This is a genomic window from Aeromonas sp. 600282, from assembly GCF_049175755.1.
Classification (GTDB): Bacteria; Pseudomonadota; Gammaproteobacteria; order Enterobacterales; family Aeromonadaceae; genus Aeromonas; species Aeromonas veronii_A.
Genome location: NZ_JAAKVR010000001.1, coordinates 479791 through 498908, shown reverse-complemented (window position 1 = coordinate 498908; position 19118 = coordinate 479791). Strand labels below are relative to the sequence as shown.

13 protein-coding genes are annotated in these 19118 nt (G+C 57.9%); 10 read left to right on the top strand and 3 right to left on the bottom strand.

The window, feature by feature from the left end; all coding sequences use genetic code 11:
• Positions 1 to 44 precede the first annotated feature (44 nt).
• Positions 45 to 4928 (top strand): alpha-2-macroglobulin family protein, encoded by a 4884-nt coding sequence (locus G5137_RS02125; protein WP_421254837.1) that lies wholly within the window; start codon positions 45 to 47, stop codon positions 4926 to 4928.
• 52 nt (positions 4929 to 4980) lie between these two features.
• Entirely contained in the window at positions 4981 to 7326 is a 2346-nt protein-coding gene (gene pbpC, locus G5137_RS02120) for a penicillin-binding protein 1C (protein ID WP_421254878.1), read from the top strand.
• Positions 7327 to 7752: 426 nt separating this feature from the next.
• On the opposite strand, the gene G5137_RS02115 is transcribed toward pbpC, so the two are convergent.
• Positions 7753 to 8718, bottom strand: coding sequence for a hypothetical protein (locus G5137_RS02115; RefSeq protein WP_120413973.1), 966 nt, complete (start codon positions 8716 to 8718; stop codon positions 7753 to 7755).
• Between the two features lie 177 nt (positions 8719 to 8895).
• On the opposite strand from G5137_RS02115, the gene thiI reads away from it, so the two are divergent.
• The gene (gene thiI / locus G5137_RS02110; RefSeq protein WP_279474966.1) at positions 8896 to 10344 is read left to right on the top strand and encodes a tRNA uracil 4-sulfurtransferase ThiI; all 1449 of its coding nucleotides are present in this window, start codon (positions 8896 to 8898) and stop codon (positions 10342 to 10344) included.
• Positions 10345 to 10416: 72 nt separating this feature from the next.
• On the opposite strand, the gene G5137_RS02105 is transcribed toward thiI, so the two are convergent.
• Positions 10417 to 10809 carry a hypothetical protein gene (locus tag G5137_RS02105; protein ID WP_042053183.1) on the bottom strand — a complete coding sequence of 131 codons (393 nt, stop codon included), beginning with the start codon at positions 10807 to 10809 and terminating at the stop codon, positions 10417 to 10419.
• 99 nt (positions 10810 to 10908) lie between these two features.
• Complete coding sequence (locus tag G5137_RS02100; protein WP_129503709.1) at positions 10909 to 11541, bottom strand: trimeric intracellular cation channel family protein; 633 nt, start codon at positions 11539 to 11541, stop codon at positions 10909 to 10911.
• A 382-nt stretch (positions 11542 to 11923) separates the two neighbouring features.
• On the opposite strand from G5137_RS02100, the gene flaA reads away from it, so the two are divergent.
• The 7 genes from flaA (at position 11924) to G5137_RS02065 (ending at position 19083) form a co-directional block, all read left to right on the top strand.
• On the top strand, positions 11924 to 12835 hold the full coding sequence (flaA, locus tag G5137_RS02095; protein WP_129503710.1) for a flagellin A: 912 nt from the start codon (positions 11924 to 11926) through the stop codon (positions 12833 to 12835).
• 579 nt (positions 12836 to 13414) lie between these two features.
• Positions 13415 to 14320 carry a flagellin B gene (gene flaB, locus G5137_RS02090; RefSeq protein WP_129503711.1) on the top strand — a complete coding sequence of 302 codons (906 nt, stop codon included), beginning with the start codon at positions 13415 to 13417 and terminating at the stop codon, positions 14318 to 14320.
• Positions 14321 to 14353: 33 nt separating this feature from the next.
• On the top strand, positions 14354 to 14794 hold the full coding sequence (locus G5137_RS02085; RefSeq protein WP_129503712.1) for a flagellar protein FlaG: 441 nt from the start codon (positions 14354 to 14356) through the stop codon (positions 14792 to 14794).
• Between the two features lie 26 nt (positions 14795 to 14820).
• A complete protein-coding gene (gene fliD / locus G5137_RS02080) occupies positions 14821 to 16239 on the top strand; it encodes a flagellar filament capping protein FliD (RefSeq protein WP_216954022.1) in 1419 nt (472 codons plus the stop codon).
• A 25-nt stretch (positions 16240 to 16264) separates the two neighbouring features.
• Complete coding sequence (fliS, locus tag G5137_RS02075; RefSeq protein ID WP_005346697.1) at positions 16265 to 16687, top strand: flagellar export chaperone FliS; 423 nt, start codon at positions 16265 to 16267, stop codon at positions 16685 to 16687.
• Positions 16684 to 16992: a hypothetical protein gene (locus tag G5137_RS02070; protein WP_129503714.1), complete on the top strand. Its 309-nt coding sequence runs from the start codon at positions 16684 to 16686 to the stop codon at positions 16990 to 16992. Before fliS ends, G5137_RS02070 begins: the two co-directional genes overlap by 4 nt.
• 6 nt (positions 16993 to 16998) lie before the next feature.
• The gene (locus G5137_RS02065; protein ID WP_421173043.1) at positions 16999 to 19083 is read left to right on the top strand and encodes a 6-hydroxymethylpterin diphosphokinase MptE-like protein; all 2085 of its coding nucleotides are present in this window, start codon (positions 16999 to 17001) and stop codon (positions 19081 to 19083) included.
• Positions 19084 to 19118 lie beyond the last annotated feature (35 nt).

Below are 19118 nucleotides of genomic sequence, written 5' to 3'. Positions count from 1 at the left end.
CCAGCCACGCTGCGTTTGCAGCGCTCTAACTCGGGATGGAACCTATGCGCCTCTTCGACTCTCCCTCTGCTTCTCACCGCTCTACCGCTGAAACCGGCGCTCTGCGCCGCCGCTGGTCAACCCTGCTGCTTTGCGGGGTGGTCGGTTTGCTGTCTGGCTGCGGCCCTGACAAGCCCACCAGCCAAATATCGACCACAGAATCCACAGCCCAGCAGGAGGCCGGGGCGCCAACTTCTGTAGTGCAGGCCAATGCCCGCCAATATCGCGATGCGCCGGCACTGGCGCTGGTCTTTTCCGGCCCCCTGGCGCCGAAGGCAAACTGGCAGAGCTGGCTCGGGGTCAGTGAGGGGGGCAAGCAGGTGCAGGGGGAGTGGATCCTCGCCGACGATGGTCGCACCCTCTATTTCCCGAACGTTCAGCCCGATAAAAGCTATGAAGTGAGCCTCAAGGCGGGGCTGGGCCCATCCCCCCAGCGCTGGACCCTCAAGACCCGGCCGCTGGAGGCAGGAGCGTCGTTTACCGCGAGCGGCATGGTGTTGCCGCTGCGCGACGAGCTGCGCCTGCCCATCAGCGCGGTCAACGTGGACGAGGTCAATATCGACTTCTTCCGGGTCGATGCGGAGTATCTGCCCCGTTTCCTGGCCGAGTATCGCCCCGGTGCCGGCATGGGCAACTGGGAGCTTGAGCAGATCACCAAGCGGGCCAAGCGGGTGTTCAGCGGCCGCTATGCGCTGGAGCTCGATGCCAACCGGCGCGAGACCCGCCTCATCAATGTGAAGGAGCCGCAGTTGGCGGAGGCTGGCGTCTACTTTGCGGTGATGTCGCCCCTTGGCAACTACGACTGGCGCAAGGAGACCACCTACTTTGCGGTGAGCGACATGGGGCTCAGTGCCCGCCGTTACCGCGATGAGCTGGAGGTGTTCGTGAGCTCCCTGGCCAGCGCCGACCCCCTCAAGGATGTGCAGCTCTCCCTGCTCGACCAGAAGGGCAACCGGCTGCAGGTGCAAACCACCGACCCCCAGGGTCATCGCCGCTTCGATCAGGTGCAGGGGGCTCGCCTGCTGCTGGCCGAGCAGGGCAACCATCTGGCGGTGCTGCGCCTCGATGGGGCGGCCCTCGATCTCTCCACCTTCGATCTCGGCACCCAGCCCTGGCAGGCCCAACAGCTCTATCTGTTCAGCGGGCGCGATCTCTATCGCCCCGGCGAGCGGCTCGACAGCGAGATCCTGCTAAAAGGGCAGGATGGCCAGCTGCTGCCGGGCATGGCGGTGGAGCTGGAGGTGAAGCAGCCGGACGGCCAGCTGCTCGAACAAAAGCGCCTGCTGCCGGACAACCTTGGCGCGGCCCACTACGGCCTGCGCCTGCCGGAGGATGCACCGCTCGGGCGCTGGACCATCAACCTCAAGACCGCCGCCGGTAGCCGCTTCGAGTGGCCTTTTCTGGTGGAGGAATTTTTGCCGGAGCGGCTGAAACTGCAGCTTGGCAAGGGGCCGGATGGGGAAGTGACGAGTCTGGACGCCGCCCTCACCCTGCCGCTGCAAGGGGACTATCTCTACGGCGCGCCGGCCAGTGCCACCAAGGCCAAGGCGGAGGTGAAGTTAAGCCGCGCCACCATGCCTTTTACCCAGTGGCAGGAGTTCACCCTGGGTGACGTGCTGCTTGCCGAGCAGGCCAGGGATCTCGAGCCTCTCAATCTCACCCTCGATGCACAGGGGCAGGGAACTTTTTCGTTAGCTGATGAGCTCAATGGGGTGCGTGCCCTCGGGCCGCTGGAGGTGGCTTATCGGGTGTCGCTCTCCGAACCCGGTGGCCGCGCCGTCAATCGCAGCCGCACCCAGTATGGCTGGCCCGAGGGCAGCCAGTGGCCCGCGCTCAAGGCCGATTTTGTGGCTGATCGGGTAGAAGGGGGCAAGCCGCTGCCCTTCCAGGTTCTAAACCTCGATGCGCAAGGCCAGCCGGTGGCGGGGGCGGTGAAGGTGCGCCTTATCAACGAGTACCGCGACTACTACTGGCACTACGCCGATGGGGAGGGGTGGAAGTACGAGTTCAACAGCCAGCCCTATCTGGAGCAGGAGCAGACCCTGCAGCTGGATGGCAAGGGGCCGACCCCGCTCACGCTGCCACTGGCGGCGGGCTGGTATCGATTGGAGGTGGAGAACAGTCAGGGCCATCAATCGAGCCTGCGGGTGGAAATAGGCAGTTACGCCTGGGGCGGCGGTGGGGAGCAGGCGCGGCCCGACAAGATTGCCATCACCCTCGACAAGCGCGCCTATCAGGCGGGTGACAAGGCAAAAGTGACGCTGGTGGCCCCGCGCCCCGGCAAGGGGTTGCTGATGGTGGAAGATGGCGACGGCCTGCGCTGGTGGCAGCGAATCGAGCTCAAGGGCGCCGGCGGCGATGCCAAGGATGCCCGCGGCGAGTTCGAGATCCCGGTCAGCCCCGAGTGGCAGCGCCATGACTTGCATATCTCGGCCCAGATCGCCGCGCCAGACAGTGACTCAAAGCCGGTGAGCCAAAAGAGTGTGCAGAGCCTGCGCTCGGTCGGTCTGGTGCCGCTCACCCTGGATCGGGAAGCGCGCCGTCTGCCGCTCACCTTGAGCGCGCCGGACAAAGCCGTGCCGCTCACCCGGTTGGAGGTGACCGCCACCTCCACCCCCAACAGTCAGGGCCGCGTGGTGCTGGCGGCGGTGGATCGGGGTGTGCTCAACATCAGTGACTACCAGCCCCTCGACCCGTTCGAGATCTTCTTTGGTCGCAAGCGCTTCGCCCAGGATTTGTTCGACAACTATGGCCAGGTGATCCCGCCGCAAGATGGCAAGCTGGCCCGCCTCAACTACGGGGGCGATCGGGCGCCGCTGAAAAAGGGCGGCGCGCTGGAGAGCCGGGTCGAGATCGCCGCGCTCTGGAGCGGCGAGGTGAGTTTTGATGAGCAGGGCAAGGCGGTGATCCCGCTCGATTTGCCCAACTTCAACGGCGAACTGGCGCTGATGGCGCTGGCCTGGAACGAACAGCAAGTCGGGGAGGCCGAGCGCGCCGTCAAGGTGGTGGCGCCCTTGGTGGCCGAGATTGGCTGGCCGCGCTTTGGCGCCAGAGGGGATGAGACCCGGGCATTGGTGCAGCTGCGCAACATGAGCGGTGAGGATCAGACCCTCTCCCTTGTCTGGACCCTCAACGGCGGGCTCAAGGCAAACGGCGAGCTGCCCGGCACCCTGTCCCTTAAAAATGGCGAGGAGCAGTGGCTGACCCTGCCGCTCACCGTGACCGGGGCGAGCGGTGTGGCAAGCCTGCAGTTGGCTGCCAGCGGCAAGGATTTTGCCATCAGCCGCGACTGGACTTTGCCGCTGCGCTCCCCCTGGCCGGCCGAGACTCGCCAGCGCTACCAGATGCTGGCTCCCGGCCAAGAGATGGCTTTTGCGCCAGCTGAGCTGGCCGGGCTGGATCGCGCCAACCTGCAGGGGCTGTTCAGCCTCTCCGGCACTCCCCCCTGGGATCCGGCAGCCCAGTGGCAGGCGCTGGCCGACTACCCCTATGCCTGTCTGGAGCAGACCTTGTCCCGTGCCTGGCCCTATCTGCTGACCACGGCAGATGAGCGCATCGCTTGGAGCAAACCCGCAGAGGGCAAGAAAGCAGCGAGCGAGGCGGATGTGCAACGCGCCCTGCTACAGCGGCTGCAGCGGTTGCAACTGCCAAGCGGTGGCTTTGGCCTGTGGGATGGTCGCTCCGACGAGGAGCAGTGGCTCACCGCCTATGCCGCTGACTATCTGCTGGCGCGCAAGGAGGCGGGTGACGCAGTGCCGGAGGCCATGCTCAATCAGGCTTTGAACCGGCTGCAAAGCTATCTCACCGACAGTCAGTATGGTGAGCGCTGGAGCAGTGCCCCCGAGCACAGCCGGTTGGCCTATCAGGCTTACAGCGCCTATGTGCTGGCCCGGGTGGGCAAGGCGCCGCTCGCTACCCTGCGACTTATCTGGGAGCAGCAGGCCGATCACGCTCGCTCCGGTTTGCCGCTGCTCCACCTCTCGCTGGCGCTCTCGGCCATGGGGGATGAGCAGAACGCCGCCAAGGCCCTCAGCCGGGCATTGGCGACCGAACGCGGGGATGACTATCTGGGGGATTACGGCTCACCGCTGCGCGATCAGGCCCTTGAGCTCTCCTTGCTGCGCCAGCACAAGCTGGCTGCGGAGCGCTGGCCTGATCTCAGCGCCAAGGTGGCCGATACCCTGGCTCACCGTCAGTGGCTCAGCACCCAAGAGCGGCTCGCCTTGTTGCGAATCGCCCGCTTCGATCCGGCCGTCGACTGGCAGGCCAAGGTCGCCTCATCCTCTGGCATCGAAGCCTTGAGCGGTTCGGCCCCGTTGCAACTGGGGGCCCCCGAGGCACTGGCGGCCAGTGTGGTTACCAATGAGGGCAAGGGATCCCTCTATGTGCAGCGTACTCTCATCGGCTATCCCGAGCAGGCTCCTACCCGGTTGAGTCAGGGGATAAGCGTGACCCGCAGCTGGTTCAATAGCGACGGTCAGCCGTTCGATCTGGCCAAGGTGAAGGTAGGCGATCTGGTGGTGGTGCGGCTCAACGTCAGCAGTGAGTCGGCGGTGCCCGATGCCCTGCTGGTAGAGATGGTGCCCGCTGGCTTCGAGCTGGAGAACCCGGCCCTTGGCAACAGCATCAAGCTCGAAGAGCTCTCCATCGAGGGGAAACCGGCGTGGCAGAGCGAGTGGAACGACTATCTCAAGCATCAGGAGTTTCGCGACGACCGCTATACGGCGGCGCTGGATCTGAGTGAGGGGAGCAACCAGCAGCTGGTCTACCTGATGCGGGCGGTGACGCCGGGTCGCTATCAGGTGCCACCGACTCAGGTGGAGGATATGTACCGACCCGAGCTGCGGGCCGTGGGTGAGGATATCCATGAGGTGATCATCTCTGAGTAACATTCCCTCCCTTGAGCGGGTTCGCCCGCTCACTTTCTGGCAGCGTGGCTGGCTGAAATTAGTTCGCAGTGGCCGCGCCTGTCGGCGTTGGCTGGGCCGTCTGCCACGCTGGCTGCGTTGCTCGGTGCTGGGCGTTGTAGCACTGCTCCTGTCATTGCTGGCGCTGGATCGACTCTTCCCGCCGCCGCCACTCGACCCTGCCTACGCACGGGTGGTGCTCGACATGAAGGGGCGACCGCTGCGCGCCTTTGCCGATACCAGCGGCGTGTGGCGTTACCCCGTGACCCTGGCGCAGGTCTCCCCCCGCTATATCGAGGCGCTGCTCGGCTACGAGGATCGCTACTTCTGGCGTCATCCCGGGGTCAATCCGGTGGCCATGGTGCGCGGGGTCTGGCAGTGGCTGCGCTACGGGCGCGCCGTGTCAGGCGGCTCGACTCTCACCATGCAGGTGGCGCGTCTTATCGAGCCCTACCACAGGAGCGTGCCCGGCAAGCTGCGCCAGATGGTGCGTGCGCTGCAGCTGGAGTGGCACTACGACAAGCGCACCCTGCTCACCGTCTACCTCAACCGGGCGCCGTTTGGCGGTAATCTGGAGGGGGTGCAGGCGGCAAGTTTTGCCTATCTCGGTAAGAGCGCCGCCAAGCTGACCCATGCCGAAGCGGCGCTGCTGGCGGTGCTGCCGCAGGCCCCTAGCCGCAACCGGCCGGACCGGCATCCCGAGCGGGCCCGCGCCGCCCGTGACAAGGTAATGCAGCGGCTGGTGGCTCAGGGTGTCTGGCCCGAACAGGTGTGGTTGGAGGGACGTATCGAGCCGGTGCTGGCCCGAGGTCACTTCACGCCGATGGAGGCGCCGCTCTTTGCCCGCCTTGCCGCTGACAATCAGGCCGGGGCGCTAGTGCACACCACCATCGACGGTGATCTGCAGCGTTGGTTGGAGGGGCGGGTGGCGAGCTACATTCGCCGCTTCCCCGAGCAGACCTCAGCGGCGTTGCTCTTGGTAGATAACAAAACCATGGCGGTGCGCGCCTACGTGGGCAGCGCCGAGTATGGCAATTTGCGCCGCCACGGTTACCTCGACATGGTGCAGGCGATCCGCTCTCCCGGCTCCACCCTCAAGCCCTTTATCTACGGTCTGGCCATGGATGAAGGGTTGGTGCATTCGGCCTCCCTGCTCTCCGATGCGCCGAGACTGGGGTCTGATTATCGCCCCGCCAATTTCTCCGGCGCCTTTCAGGGGCCGGTGACCCTTGCGCAGGCGCTGCAGCAATCCCTCAACGTGCCGGCGGTGCAAGTGCTGGAGGCGCTTGGGCCGGACAAACTGGTCAGTCGCCTCGACAACGCCGGAGTGCGGCTGGCGCTCTCCGACAAGCCCAACCCAGCCATCGCGCTGGGGGCGGCGGGCATTCGACTCGAGCAGCTGGTGGCGCTCTACAGCGCGCTGACCCGGCAGGGGCAGGTGGCGATGCCGGTCTGGTTGGCGGGGCAGCAGGTGGTGTCGCGCCCCTTGCTGAGCCCGGGGGCAGCCTGGATCATCTGGCAAATATTGAGCGCGCAGGGGCGCGCGGATCAGCCCTTTGCCAGCGAGGCGACCGGCCGGGTCAACCGACTGGCCTGGAAGACCGGTACCAGCTACGGCTATCGCGACAGCTGGGCGATGGGGGTCTCCGGTCGCTGGACCATAGGCGTCTGGCTTGGGCGCCCCGACGGTACCCCCATGCCCGGTTTCTACGGTCAGAGCGCGGCGGTGCCGCTGCTGCTTTCGGTCTACTCGCGGCTGGCTGACAACAGCCCTCTGCCGGCCCAGCCCAACACGGTGAGCGAGGCTGAGGTCTGCTGGCCGCTGGGGCGCAAGGCGAGCGCGACCTTGCCTGAGGTTTGTTTGCAGCGTCAGAGCGCCTGGTTGCTGGAAGGGCGCGATCCCCCCACATTGCCGGATCCCATGGACTGGCCCTCGCCGCTGCGCCAAGTGGCGCTGACCGCCGAGGGCAAGCCGACCCTGGCCCGCTGCCAGGATGCGGCGCAATCCGGTTTTCGGGCGCTCTGGCCATTGTCACTGGAGCCGTGGCGAACGCCCGGCGAGCGACGACAGGCGCTGTTGGCAAGTGGTTGTGCTGGGGAAGGGCAGAGCGCCGAGCAGCAAGCTCCAATTCGCATCATGGCGCTGGGGGAGGGCAACCTTATCCGCAGTCAGCGTTACCGGTTGCAGCCCAAGGTGCTCGGCGGTGTTGGCAAGCCAGCCTGGTTTCTCAACGGCCAGCGGCTGCGCTGGGACGGGGATCAGGTGCTGAGCGTGGCGGGGCGCTACCAGTTGGTGGTGGTCGATGAAGCAGGAAACAGCGATCGTATCGAGTTTCGCGTGGTGCATCCTGACGGTGATGCCGGCACCATCACCCGTTGAGCGTTTTGCCGACAGCCATTGAGGTGAATGTAATTAACTTTTTGAAATGCATCAATATTTGATTGGATGAATTAATTTGTGAATAATTACGAATTCATTCAAATCCAATCGGGAGTTCTCTTGTGCTGCGTGTTCTGTGTCCCTTGCTGGTGCTGATGAGTTCGGGTTGTGCCACAACCAATCATGGTGATCACCATGTTTCTCCTGAACGTACCGGGTTCTATTCACCTTTCGAACCTGCTTCCGAGAGTTTTGCGCGTTGCTATCAGAAACAGTTTGCCTGTACCCCTGCCAATATCCGCCGTGACAGGGCGATGGAAGCGCGAAGGCAGGCGCAAGAGCGGGCCAATCACCGGGGTGATGATTGGTAGGCCGCAGAAAACGAGAGGGGTTGGCAGATGCCAACCCCTTTTTCATTCCGCCAATTCAGCCCTGTTGGCGCAGATGACCGAGCCGGGTGAAGAAGTGCTGGCTCTTGCGTTGGTGAAAGTGGCTCTTCTTGATGGGATGGAAGATGAGGGTGCTTTCGGGGTGGCTCGCCTTTAACTGGTGGAGCATGGCTACGGCGGGCAGGCTGGTGCTGACCAGGGTGGTGAGTGGCATGCTGAGGGTCTCGGGCCCGAGCAGTTGATTGAGCCCTTGTTGAGCCTGCTCAAAGCGGGTCAGGGTCGCCGGGTCGGCATAGCCGCTACCCAGCATGGTGAGCAGGTTGTCGAGGGCCAGATGAAATTCGGCCAACTGCTGGCGAAAGCCGCTGCGCCCGCGCAGGGCAATCAGCTCTGCAAACGGAATGTCGGCCAGGTGAGTGGGCACTTGCAACGGGATCTCGAGGAGGAAGCAATCCTGACCGCCGCGATTGTGGTAGCGGGATTCGAGCAGGTGGAGCAGGCGGTCGAGATAGTCGTGATCGGTAATAAGCGCCCCGTCATTGGCGAGTGCCCACTCACGGGCAAGGCGCATGGAGATCAGGTTGGCAAAGCGTCGCGCCATTCTGATCCCCCCCTCATCCCGGGTCGCAAAGCCGTGAGTAAGGCAAAAGCCGTGCAGCCGCTCCAGCCCCACCTGATCCGGGCAGAAGCAGTCGTGGTTGGCCTCCTGACGCCAGCGACCAATCAGCTCCTTGTTGCCAAACACCTTGTGGCGGACGAAATCGGGGGCCACCAGGCCGCTTATCTGGCTCTCCAATTGCGGGGTAATGGCGGCAAAGAAGGCGGCATCGGGCCGCTCGGCCAGCAGATCGGTCTGCTGTTGAAGGGTATCGAGCAGGGCGGTGAGGCCGCTCTTTTCGCTGACGGTGAAGACAAAGGCAAGCCGCTCCAGATAGAGCAAGGCAAATTTGAGCCAGAGCTCGTCGCGTACCTCCATGCCGGGGTAGTAGATATAGGTCTTCATCGGATCAGTCTGTTGTCAAAAATCTGGCGAGGCGCAGGGTCGGGAATATACGCAAGATTGCGGTCGCGCGGCAAACACTGCGTGGGGTAATGTGAGCAAACGCTCATCCAGTAGGCGCTGGCCACAAAGTTCTGATATAATTCGCGCCCTTAAATCAAGGTCACCCGAGTCATTACCATGAAGTTCATTATCAAGCTGTTCCCGGAAATCACCATCAAGAGCAAGTCGGTTCGCCAGCGCTTTATCAAGATCCTGCAGGGCAATATCCGCAATGTCCTGCGCCGCTTCGACGACGATGCCCGCGTACGGATGGATTGGGACAAGCTGATCGTGAGCTCCCGCAATGACCAGTTCCGCGAGCAGGCTATCGAAGCTTTGGCCTGTATTCCGGGCATTCAGGCCTTCCTCGAGGTACAAGCCAGCAAGTTTACCGATCTGCACGACATCTTCGAGCAGGTGAAAGCCGTGTGGGGCGAGCAGCTCAAGGGGAAAACCTTCTGCGTGCGCGCCAAGCGCCACGGCAAGCACGAGTTCTCCTCCCTCGAGATTGAGCGTTACGTGGGCGGTGGTTTGAACCAGCAATGCGAAAGCAACGGCGTGCGCCTCAAGAACCCGGATGTGAAGATCAACCTCGAAATCGATGGCGAAGAGCTCTACATCGTCAGCGCCATCCATCAGGGCCTGAGCGGTATGCCCATCGCGACCCAGGAAGATGTGCTGAGTCTGCTCTCCGGCGGTTTTGACTCAGGCGTGGCGTCGTTCCAGTTCATCAAGCGCGGCTGCCGGGTGCACTACTGTTTCTTCAATCTGGGCGGTGCGGCCCACGAAATCGGCGTCAAGCAGGTGGCCTATCACCTGTGGAACCGCTTCGGTTCATCCCACCGGGTGCGTTTCACCGCTGTGGACTTCGAGCCGGTGGTCGCCGAGATCCTCGAGAAGATCGACAACGGTCAGATGGGCGTGGTGCTCAAGCGGATGATGATGCGTGCTGCCGCCAAGGTGGCCGATGAATTCCAGATCCCGGCGCTGGTGACCGGTGAGTGTGTGGGTCAGGTCTCCAGCCAAACCCTCACCAACCTGAACGTCATCGACCGGGTGACCGACAAGGTGATCCTGCGCCCGCTTATCACCTGGGACAAGCCGGACATCATCAGTGAAGCCCGACGCATTGGCACCCTAGAGTTCGCCGAGACCATGCCGGAGTATTGTGGGGTCATCTCCAAAAAGCCGACTGTGAAGGCCGAGCTCTCCCGCATTGAAGAGGAAGAGGCCAATTTTGACTTCTCCATTCTGGACAAGGTGGTCTCCGAGGCCCGTTACCTCGATATCCGTCGTATCGGTGAAGAGACTGCCGCTGAAGTGCAAGAGGTGGAAACCACCCAGGTGCTGGGCGCTGACGAGGTGATCCTGGATATCCGCTCTGCCGACGAACACGACGAGAAGCCGCTGGTGGTGGAAGGTCGTGAAGTACTGCATATCCCCTTCTTCAAGCTGGCCACCGCCTTTGGCGATCTGCCCAAAGAGAAGACCTACCTGCTCTACTGCGATCGCGGCGTGATGAGCAAGCTGCAGGCGCTTTACCTGAAAGAGAAAGGCTTTGCCAACGTCAAAGTTTACCGTCCGTAATTTGACGCTCAATCTCCCATAAAAAATCCGGCCAATGTGCCGGATTTTTGTTTTATAGCTCGGAGCTTGGATTTATGGACAGGGAACGGGAGTGAAGGAGTGCTCCCCCAGGCAACGCCAACCCATTTCCGCTCCCCTCATTTGCCAAAGGTTATCGCTGCGATAGAGAGTCAGGATATAGAGCATGTCGTTCTTGCTGCCATCGAGGGCAACCGAGAGTACCAGATCATTATCCAGTTGCTGTGCATGGATGCGACTGGGGATGTCGCTATGACCGACAAAACGAAGTGCTACCTCACGGTAGTCATTGACCCATTTCTGATGTAGCTCGTTCGCCTGACGTATCTGCTGGTTGAACTGCTGCACTGGCGCCGATGCCAGTCGTCCAAAAACGGCTTGTGCTTCGGCATGTGCTGCTGTCACGTTCGCAAGGAGGAGAGTGGTAAGCATACCGATTTTGTGCATGAGAATATCCGGCTAACAACGACTGCTTCTATGACAACAGAAAAGCCCATTTGGTTCAACGCACAACCCACAGAGCCATATTCCACTGCGGGTGTGCTTTCAGTTGCGTTGCAGCGAGAAGGTTGGTAGCGACAGGTGCCAGTAGATAGCAGCTACCCGCAAACCGAACACGGCTGTCATACAGATGAGCATGGCGGTTACTCTGTCCATATTCGCCTCCAGTGCCAGGGTGTAGAGGATTCCGCCCAAAATGCAGGCTGTTGCATAGATCTCTTTTTGCAACACCATAGGCACTTCCCTAGCCAGTACATCACGGATCATGCCGCCTGCTACCCCTGTCATGGTCCCCATCAGCACAGCGATCAGTCCCGGGGTACCGAAGTTGAGGGCTTTTTGCGCCCCAATCACCGTAAAGAGGGCCAACCCGAAGGCATCCGCGACGGGCAGTACATACCAGGGCATTCTGCGGGGCAGTTTGACCATCCACATCCCGATCAGCGCCGTTGCAATGACCACCCAGATATAGAGAGGATCGCGAACCCAGAACACCGGGGTTGCTCCCAGGATCATGTCGCGGATGGTACCACCGCCGATGGCGGTGACTGCCGCCAAAACCATGACGCCAAATCCGTCCATTCTGAGCCGGCCCGCCACCAGAACCCCTGAAAACGCGAATACCGCAGTACCAAACATATCGCTGATGTAAACAATCTGCTCAACCAGTGTCTGCATGGAAAACAACTCACGCCAAATTGTTGATGGGGCCGCGATTTTAGGGGCTGGAGAGCCCAATCGCCAACTGTGCTCGACAAAATTGAGAGTCGACACCGCTTTTTTCTCGCATCATGGACAAGGAGGGGCTCGAGTGTGCCTGTTTACCTCCTTGTTGGAGGAGGGGCGCGATGAGTTTCTGCCACGTTTTAGTGGGCGTTTTTTTCCTTAAGTTTATCCCCGACCTGTCGATATATAGGGTAAGCGGCGTTAACGTGATGAAGCGTTGAAAAAAATGCTAAAGACATCGAAAAACGGGCCGTTAAATAAGACGCATCGGGCACAGAAAATAATAAAGCCAGAGCAAATAGAAGAGTAAATTTAATAGCTTAGGAGAATAGTCATGGGCCTTTATATCAACACTAACGTTTCATCACTCAACGCTCAGCGTAACCTGATGAACACGACCAAATCACTGGATACATCCTACACTCGACTGGCATCCGGTCTGCGTATCAACAGCGCCAAAGACGATGCCGCCGGCCTGCAAATTGCCAACCGTTTGACCTCCCAGATCAACGGTCTGGATCAAGGTAACCGTAATGCCAATGACGGTATCTCTGTTGCCCAAACTGCCGAAGGGGCAATGGATGAAATTACTTCCATGCTGCAACGGATGCGTACGCTGGCTCAACAGTCAGCCAACGGCTCCAACAACACAGATGACCGTACCGCGCTGCAGCAAGAGTATACCCAGTTGATGACTGAAATTGACCGGGTAGCCAAAGATACCACGTTTGGTGGTCAGAACCTGCTTAATGGCGGCTATGTGGGCACCTTCCAGGTGGGGGCAGACGCAGGGCAGACCATCACCTTCCGGATGACGACCGCCTTTACTATCTCGGGCATGGCCTCTGCCACCAGTGGTAGTGCGACAGTGGCAACCACGACCTCGGGCGAGCCGTATAACATCACGAAGACAGCAGGAACGCCGGTCACATCTACCAGTATGTCGACCATTACAGCTGCAAGCTCGGCCCAGTCGGCTATGGCCAACCTGGATTACATGATAAAGGTGGTGGACAGCAAGCGTGCTGAACTGGGGGCGGTACAAAACCGGTTTGACTCGACCATTCGCAACCAGGCGAACGTCTCCGAAAACGTTAGTGCTGCACGCTCACGTATCCGTGATGCAGACTTCGCCACCGAGACTGCAAACCTGACCAAGCAGAATATCTTGCAACAGGCCGCATCAACCATACTGGCCCAGGCGAACCAGCGCCCCCAGTCAGCTCTTTCGCTGCTGCAAGGCTAACAAAAGAAAACAGGGCGGTTGTTCAGGCCGCCCTGGTCAAGAGATGGAACAAAGGGGTGTTCGGTTCGCACTCTGTTCTATCGGGAGAGATATAATTCTCTACTAGTAATGCCAAGTGTTGTCCAGCTGTTCAGTTCTGTCACGCTTGGTCATATTCTCCTGAGCATATGCTCATCTTTAGGCCGGTTTACCGGCCTCTTTTTATTGTGTCGTCAAATCGACGTCACTCTACCCAACCTAAGCACAAATCGTGCCACAAAAATAATCCTGTCACACCATCCTGCAACCCCTCTATTACGTCTTGCACTATGTTTGCCATCTCGCTTTCCTTGCCATGTACCGGAGAAAAATTGCCGCGTTAGGCAACAATTTTCCTAAAGCTTGCCTCTGCACTGCCGTTAAACAAGGTGAAGCAATCGAGGGGTGTTCGGAATCCAACGTTTGCACTACTGCGGGTGACCTGTCCGTTCAAACAGACACCCGCCAGAAGACTCAGGCTCGTTCAACCTGTTCTTCTAACGGTGGGACGCCGCTTTGACGGCGCAACCCGCAGTCGCATGTTCTTCGGGAGAATATTTTATGGCCATGTATATCAACACGAATACTTCATCACTGAACGCCCAGCGTAACCTGATGAATACCAACAAGTCTCTGGATACCTCTTACACCAGACTGGCATCGGGACTTCGTATCAACACTGCCAAAGATGATGCTGCCGGTTTGCAGATCTCCAACCGTTTGACTTCCCAGATCAACGGTTTGGATCAAGGTAACCGCAACGCCAACGATGGTATCTCGGTTGCTCAAACGGCTGAAGGGGCCATGGATGAAGTGACCAGTATGCTGCAGCGTATGCGCACGCTGGCACAGCAATCTGCTAACGGTTCCAACAACACCGATGACCGTACTGCATTGCAGCAAGAGTTTGACCAACTGACTACAGAGATCAACCGTATCTCCAACGACACCACTTTCGGTGGCCAGAAGCTGCTGGATGGCAACTACAAGGGGTCGTTCCAGGTGGGGGCGGATGCTGGTCAGACTATCACCTTCAAGATGACTTCCGCCTTTACCATCAGTGGGATTGCGGCATCAACCAAGGGAAGCGCGACCGTTGCTACCAGTGCCTCTGGCGAGCCCTATACCGTGACCAAGGGAACATCTGCAGTAACCTCTACCAGCGTCAGCAGCATCAGCTCTGCCAGCGCCGCCCAGCTGGCCATGGCCAACCTTGATTTCATGATCAAGGCGGTAGACAGCAAGCGGGCAGAGCTGGGTGCGGTGCAGAACCGGTTTGACTCCACCATTCGCAACCAGTCCAACGTCTCTGAAAACCTGAGTGCAGCACGTTCTCGTATTCGTGACGCAGACTTTGCAACCGAGACCGCTAATCTGACCAAGCAGAACATTCTGCAACAGGCTGCTTCCAGCATCCTGGCTCAAGCCAACCAAAGACCGCAATCAGCCCTGTCCCTGCTGGGTTAACAGGCTGTGATGAGATAAAAAAGGAGCGACGATATGGCCAATGAAATTGGAATTCCGTCATCGGTCACTCCTTCTTCTCTTCAGTCAAGTAGCAAGAGCGGCCAGTCGGCCGCTCAAGTGCTATCTGGCACAGCAGAAGAGCAGCGGGGGACGGCAAAGGACATGGAAAAGCAACAGGGGCTGCCTGAGCAGGAGAGGGCTGGCAAGCCGAAGATTTCAGACAAGGAAATTGAGAAAGGGGTACAAAACTTGCAAGAGTTCAGTCAGTTGCAAGGATGGACCGTCAATTTCAGTGTTGAAAAGGAACTGGAGCAGGTTGTTATCAAGGTTATGGATGCCGATACCAAATCAATGATCCGTCAGATACCAAGCGAAGAGTTGCTGGCTATCAGCAAACGAATCCAGGCTCTGCGCGAAGGTGATGTGATTGGCGGTGGCTCTCGAGTCGGGTTATTGCTTGATAAAGAGATTTAATAGTTACGTTTGCGAGGAGAGTGAGTATGGCTACTATTACGTCTGCTGGTGCGGGCTCTGGACTGGACTTGGAGTCTGTCATCGCTGCAAGCGTTGATGCCAAAAAGGCGCAGCTGTTGCAGCCAATTACCACCAAAAAGACCAACGCCCAGATCACTCTCTCAGGGGTAGGCCAGCTGAAGTCAGCGATCGCGACTTTTGTCACCACTCTGCAGGCTATGTCAAAGGATGACGCGTTTAACAAACGTGCGATAAACATCACCCAGGATAAAGATAATCCGGTTCTCAAGGTGGAGAGCAAGAGTGGCGCTTCCAACGGGCAATATGACATCAGTGTCGAAAAATTGGCGAAGACCAGCAAATTTGAAGGTAGTTTCGCCTCTTCGACCACGCCCATGATCACTCAAGATGGCACCCTGACATTCAAGGCAGGTGACAAGACCTTTGATGTGGATGTTAAAGCAGGGGATTCACTCCAGTCCATTCGCAAGCGGATCAACAATGATAGTGACAACTTTGGTCTTAGCGTCAATATCATGAATACCTCCGATGGCAAGGCGGCCCTTGTGATTGACTCCGGTGTCAGTGGAACAGGTAAAGATCTGCAGATAACCGGCAGTACACCTGAACTGACTGACAATTTCATCTCCAAGCTGACCCAGAAGCAACAAGCCCGTGATGCCGAGATAAGCGTGGATGGCAATAAATTGACCAGTGCGACCAACACCTTTGATGGCACCATTGTGGGTCTCAAGATTACGGTGTTGAAAGAGTCGGAGAGCACCACTACCACGAACCCGAGTGATGGTACCGTGACGACCACTTACAAGCCAAACAGAGTGGATGTGACGACAGACAAGGCTGGCATCAAGACCATGGTGCAGAGCTTCATCGATGGCTATAACGCTCTGGTGAAGAAGAGCACCGATCTGGGCAAACGCAGCTCTATCGTGGCCGGTGTCAGCCAGAATGATGGTGGAGCCCTGGCGGGGGATGCGACGACCAAGGCTGTGACCAACCTGATGAGTGGCACCGTCACCGAGCCTTCTAACAACTCTTCGACCTTCTCTACCATCTTTCAGTTGGGGGTCAAGATGGACAACAAGGGAGTGCTCTCACTTGATTCGACGAAATTCGATGAAGCGGTCGAGAAGAACTTCGACCAGGTAGTGGCTGTATTTGGTGGCAAGGACGGTGTTGCTGGCAAGTTGGCCAGCCAGCTTGAGACCTACTCCAAGACAGGGGGACTGCTTGCCAAGCGGGAAGAGACACTCAATTCTGATCTGCGTGATGTCAACCGCAAACAAGCAGATGTCGCGGCGCAGCTCACCAAGTATGAAGAGACGTTGAGGGCACGCTACGGCAGTCTGGATACCTTGCTGGCCAAGATGAACAAATCTGCCTCCTATCTCAACCTGCTCAATACCAACAACAAAACCAGTTAATTTGTAGTCAGGAGCTGAGTCTCGTATGTATCGAAAAACGATCAAGGCCTATACAACCCAGAGTTTGCAGTCTGAGCTGGCAGTGGCGGATCCCTATCGCGTGATCCAGTTATTGATGCAAGGGTGTCTCGAACGTCTCGCTCAGGCTCGCGGTGCAGTCGAGCGTCGCGATTTCGAGGGTAAGTCCCAATCTATCTCCAAGACGCTGGCCATTATCAATGGTCTGCAAGATTCACTTGATCTCTCTTATGGCAAGGTCCCCGAAGACCTGTTCGCACTTTATGACTATATGAAAGTGCGCATGATGGATGCCAGCCGTGACATGGATGTAGGCGCCATTGATGAAGTGATGAACCTGATGCTGACGGTCAAGAGCGGTTGGGATGCCATCCCTGTCGATGAGCGAGACAAGGCGCTGGCACAGCAAAAGGTAGGCAGACCGGCATGAATGAGGTCAATAGTACTTCTGTGTCTGCCTTGATGAGACAGGGCGAGCAGTTGCAGTCTCTACTGGTGCAAGGTGAACTGGTTGCAGCAGAACAGCTGGCTGAACTTTATCTGCATGCTCTGGAAGAGGTATTCGGGTCACTGCCTTGGGGAGAGACTCTCAATGTGGAACAGCGGCAGGCACTGATGCAGTTCCAGCTTATTTATGATTGGGTGGGTCAGGAAAAGCAGCAGGCTGAAGCACAATTACGACAATTCTCCCAGGCCGGACGTGCATCCGGTCTTTACAAGCTGAATGCAGGTTAGTCTGACATGGATATCCATCACAAGATTCATGATGTAGAAAGTGAACTGGCACGCCTGGCTCTGCAAAAGCAGCAGGAGGCCGCCATGCTGGAAGTACTCCCCGTTCGTTATGAACTCAATATGGCTGCGTTTGCCAAATACATGCCCGCCATTCATGACTTTTTCAAGGAGTACCAGCCTGCCAGGCCTTTTCGTTTCTTCTGTAATGAAAACGGCGTTCCCAATATTCTGTGGCTCGACGAGGGTATCTCGCTTTATGGGGATGATCCATTTAGCGAGGTTCAGTCGCAGATTGCCGAGGTCATTGAACACAGTGTCTTGCAGTGCATCGATTTTGTGCCCCAGTGGTATATCGATGGCCAAATCCATATCAAATACAACAATGAAATCTCCAAATTAAAAGAGAAGTCAGCTCTGGAAGGGTTGCGTCTAAAGGCAGCATTACATACCGATATTCCTCTGGCACTGATGTATGGCATTGGTTTGGGCTACCAGCTCGGTTGCTTGTATGAACAGTGCAAGATCAAGAATCTGTTTGCTTTCGAGCCTGATCTTGACATGTTTTACGCCTCGCTCTTCTGTTTTGATTGGCATCAGCTGCTCGCCTACATGGAGGAGGAGTCGATCAGTCTGCACCTCTTTATCGGTGTTGACGAGCGATTGCTGGTCGCTGACATGATGGAGGCGCTGCATCGCAAGGGGGCATTCTGGTCGGCAAGCTATTTCTCGTTCTGTCATTACCATTCCCCCAAGCTGCACGCCTTGATAACACAGGTGGAAAGGGAGTTCTATCTGCTCAAAACGGGGTGGGGGTTCTTTGATGACAACATCTATGCACTTGCCCATAGCCACACCCATCTGCAAGACGGCACCCCCTTTCTGAAACGGTGGCGCGATAGCCGTGCCTTCGAGCAGATCCCTGTCTTTGTGGTTGGCAATGGCCCCTCGCTGGATCAGAGCATCGAGTTCATCCGGCAGCATCAGCAGCAGGCAATCATTATCGCCTGCGGTACTGCGGTCAGTGCACTCTACAAAGCTGGCGTAAAACCGGATATCTACGTTGCAGTGGAGCGCACCAAGAGCTCAGCCGATTTTCTGAGCATTCTCAATGCCGATGACTTTATCAAGGACACCGTGTTTCTGAGCGTTGATGTCATTCACCCTGAATGCAAGCGCTTCTTTCGTAAAACAGGGTTGGCGTTCAAGCCCAACGAGCCGATGTTCTCCATGCTGATTAGCGCGTTTGGTCAGGCATTTGAGTACGATACCATTGAATTTTCCAACCCGTTCGTCGGCAATACCGGCCTCAATTATGCGGCCTTGCTTGGTTTCAAGCAGGTGTATTTGTTTGGTATCGACAATGGCTATAAAACAGCCGGACAGCATCACTCCAGCCTGAGTCTCTATTACAACGACAAGCAAGAGGCGAAATACGAGGAAAATTTAAAGGATACTTTCCCGGCACCGGGTAACTTTGGTGACGAAGTGCGTATCAATCATCTGTTTGGGCTAGCCATTCACAATATGGCCAGTGTATTGCGTGATTATCCCGAGATGCAGTGCGTCAACAGTAGTGACGGCGCTTATATAGAAGGGGCAATCCCTCGTCGTGTTGAATCGTTGCAACCTGAATGGCCGGTACTCGACAAAATCCCGCTCATGGATGAAGTGATGGCCACTTGTTTCCAGTCCTTTGACATGAGCAGCGTTGATTTCGCTGCTGCATTGCAGGTGCCGCTGTTCGTTGAGCTGGTAGACAAGTTGCGCGATGACTGGCGCCAGGTAGCCTGTGAACACAATGCGGTATTGGCCATGATGCAACGCCATCACGACTATCTGCTCTATCTGCTGATGAGCCGCGAATCACATCTCTATCGTGTGTTGATTGGTTCAATTAACTATTTCTACGCCAATATCATCAGCCTAATGATGGCGCAGGTGACAGCAGAACCCGAGGTGCTGGCGGGCAAGATAAAAGAGGCGCAGGCAATTCTGGAGTTATTCTTCGAGGATAGCAAAGTGATGTATGCCGATGCGTTCGATGGCCATGATACCACCTATTTTACCGGCCTGGATGTGTTCAAGCGCTAGTCCTTGAATCGGATGGGGATGACTCTGTTCATCTC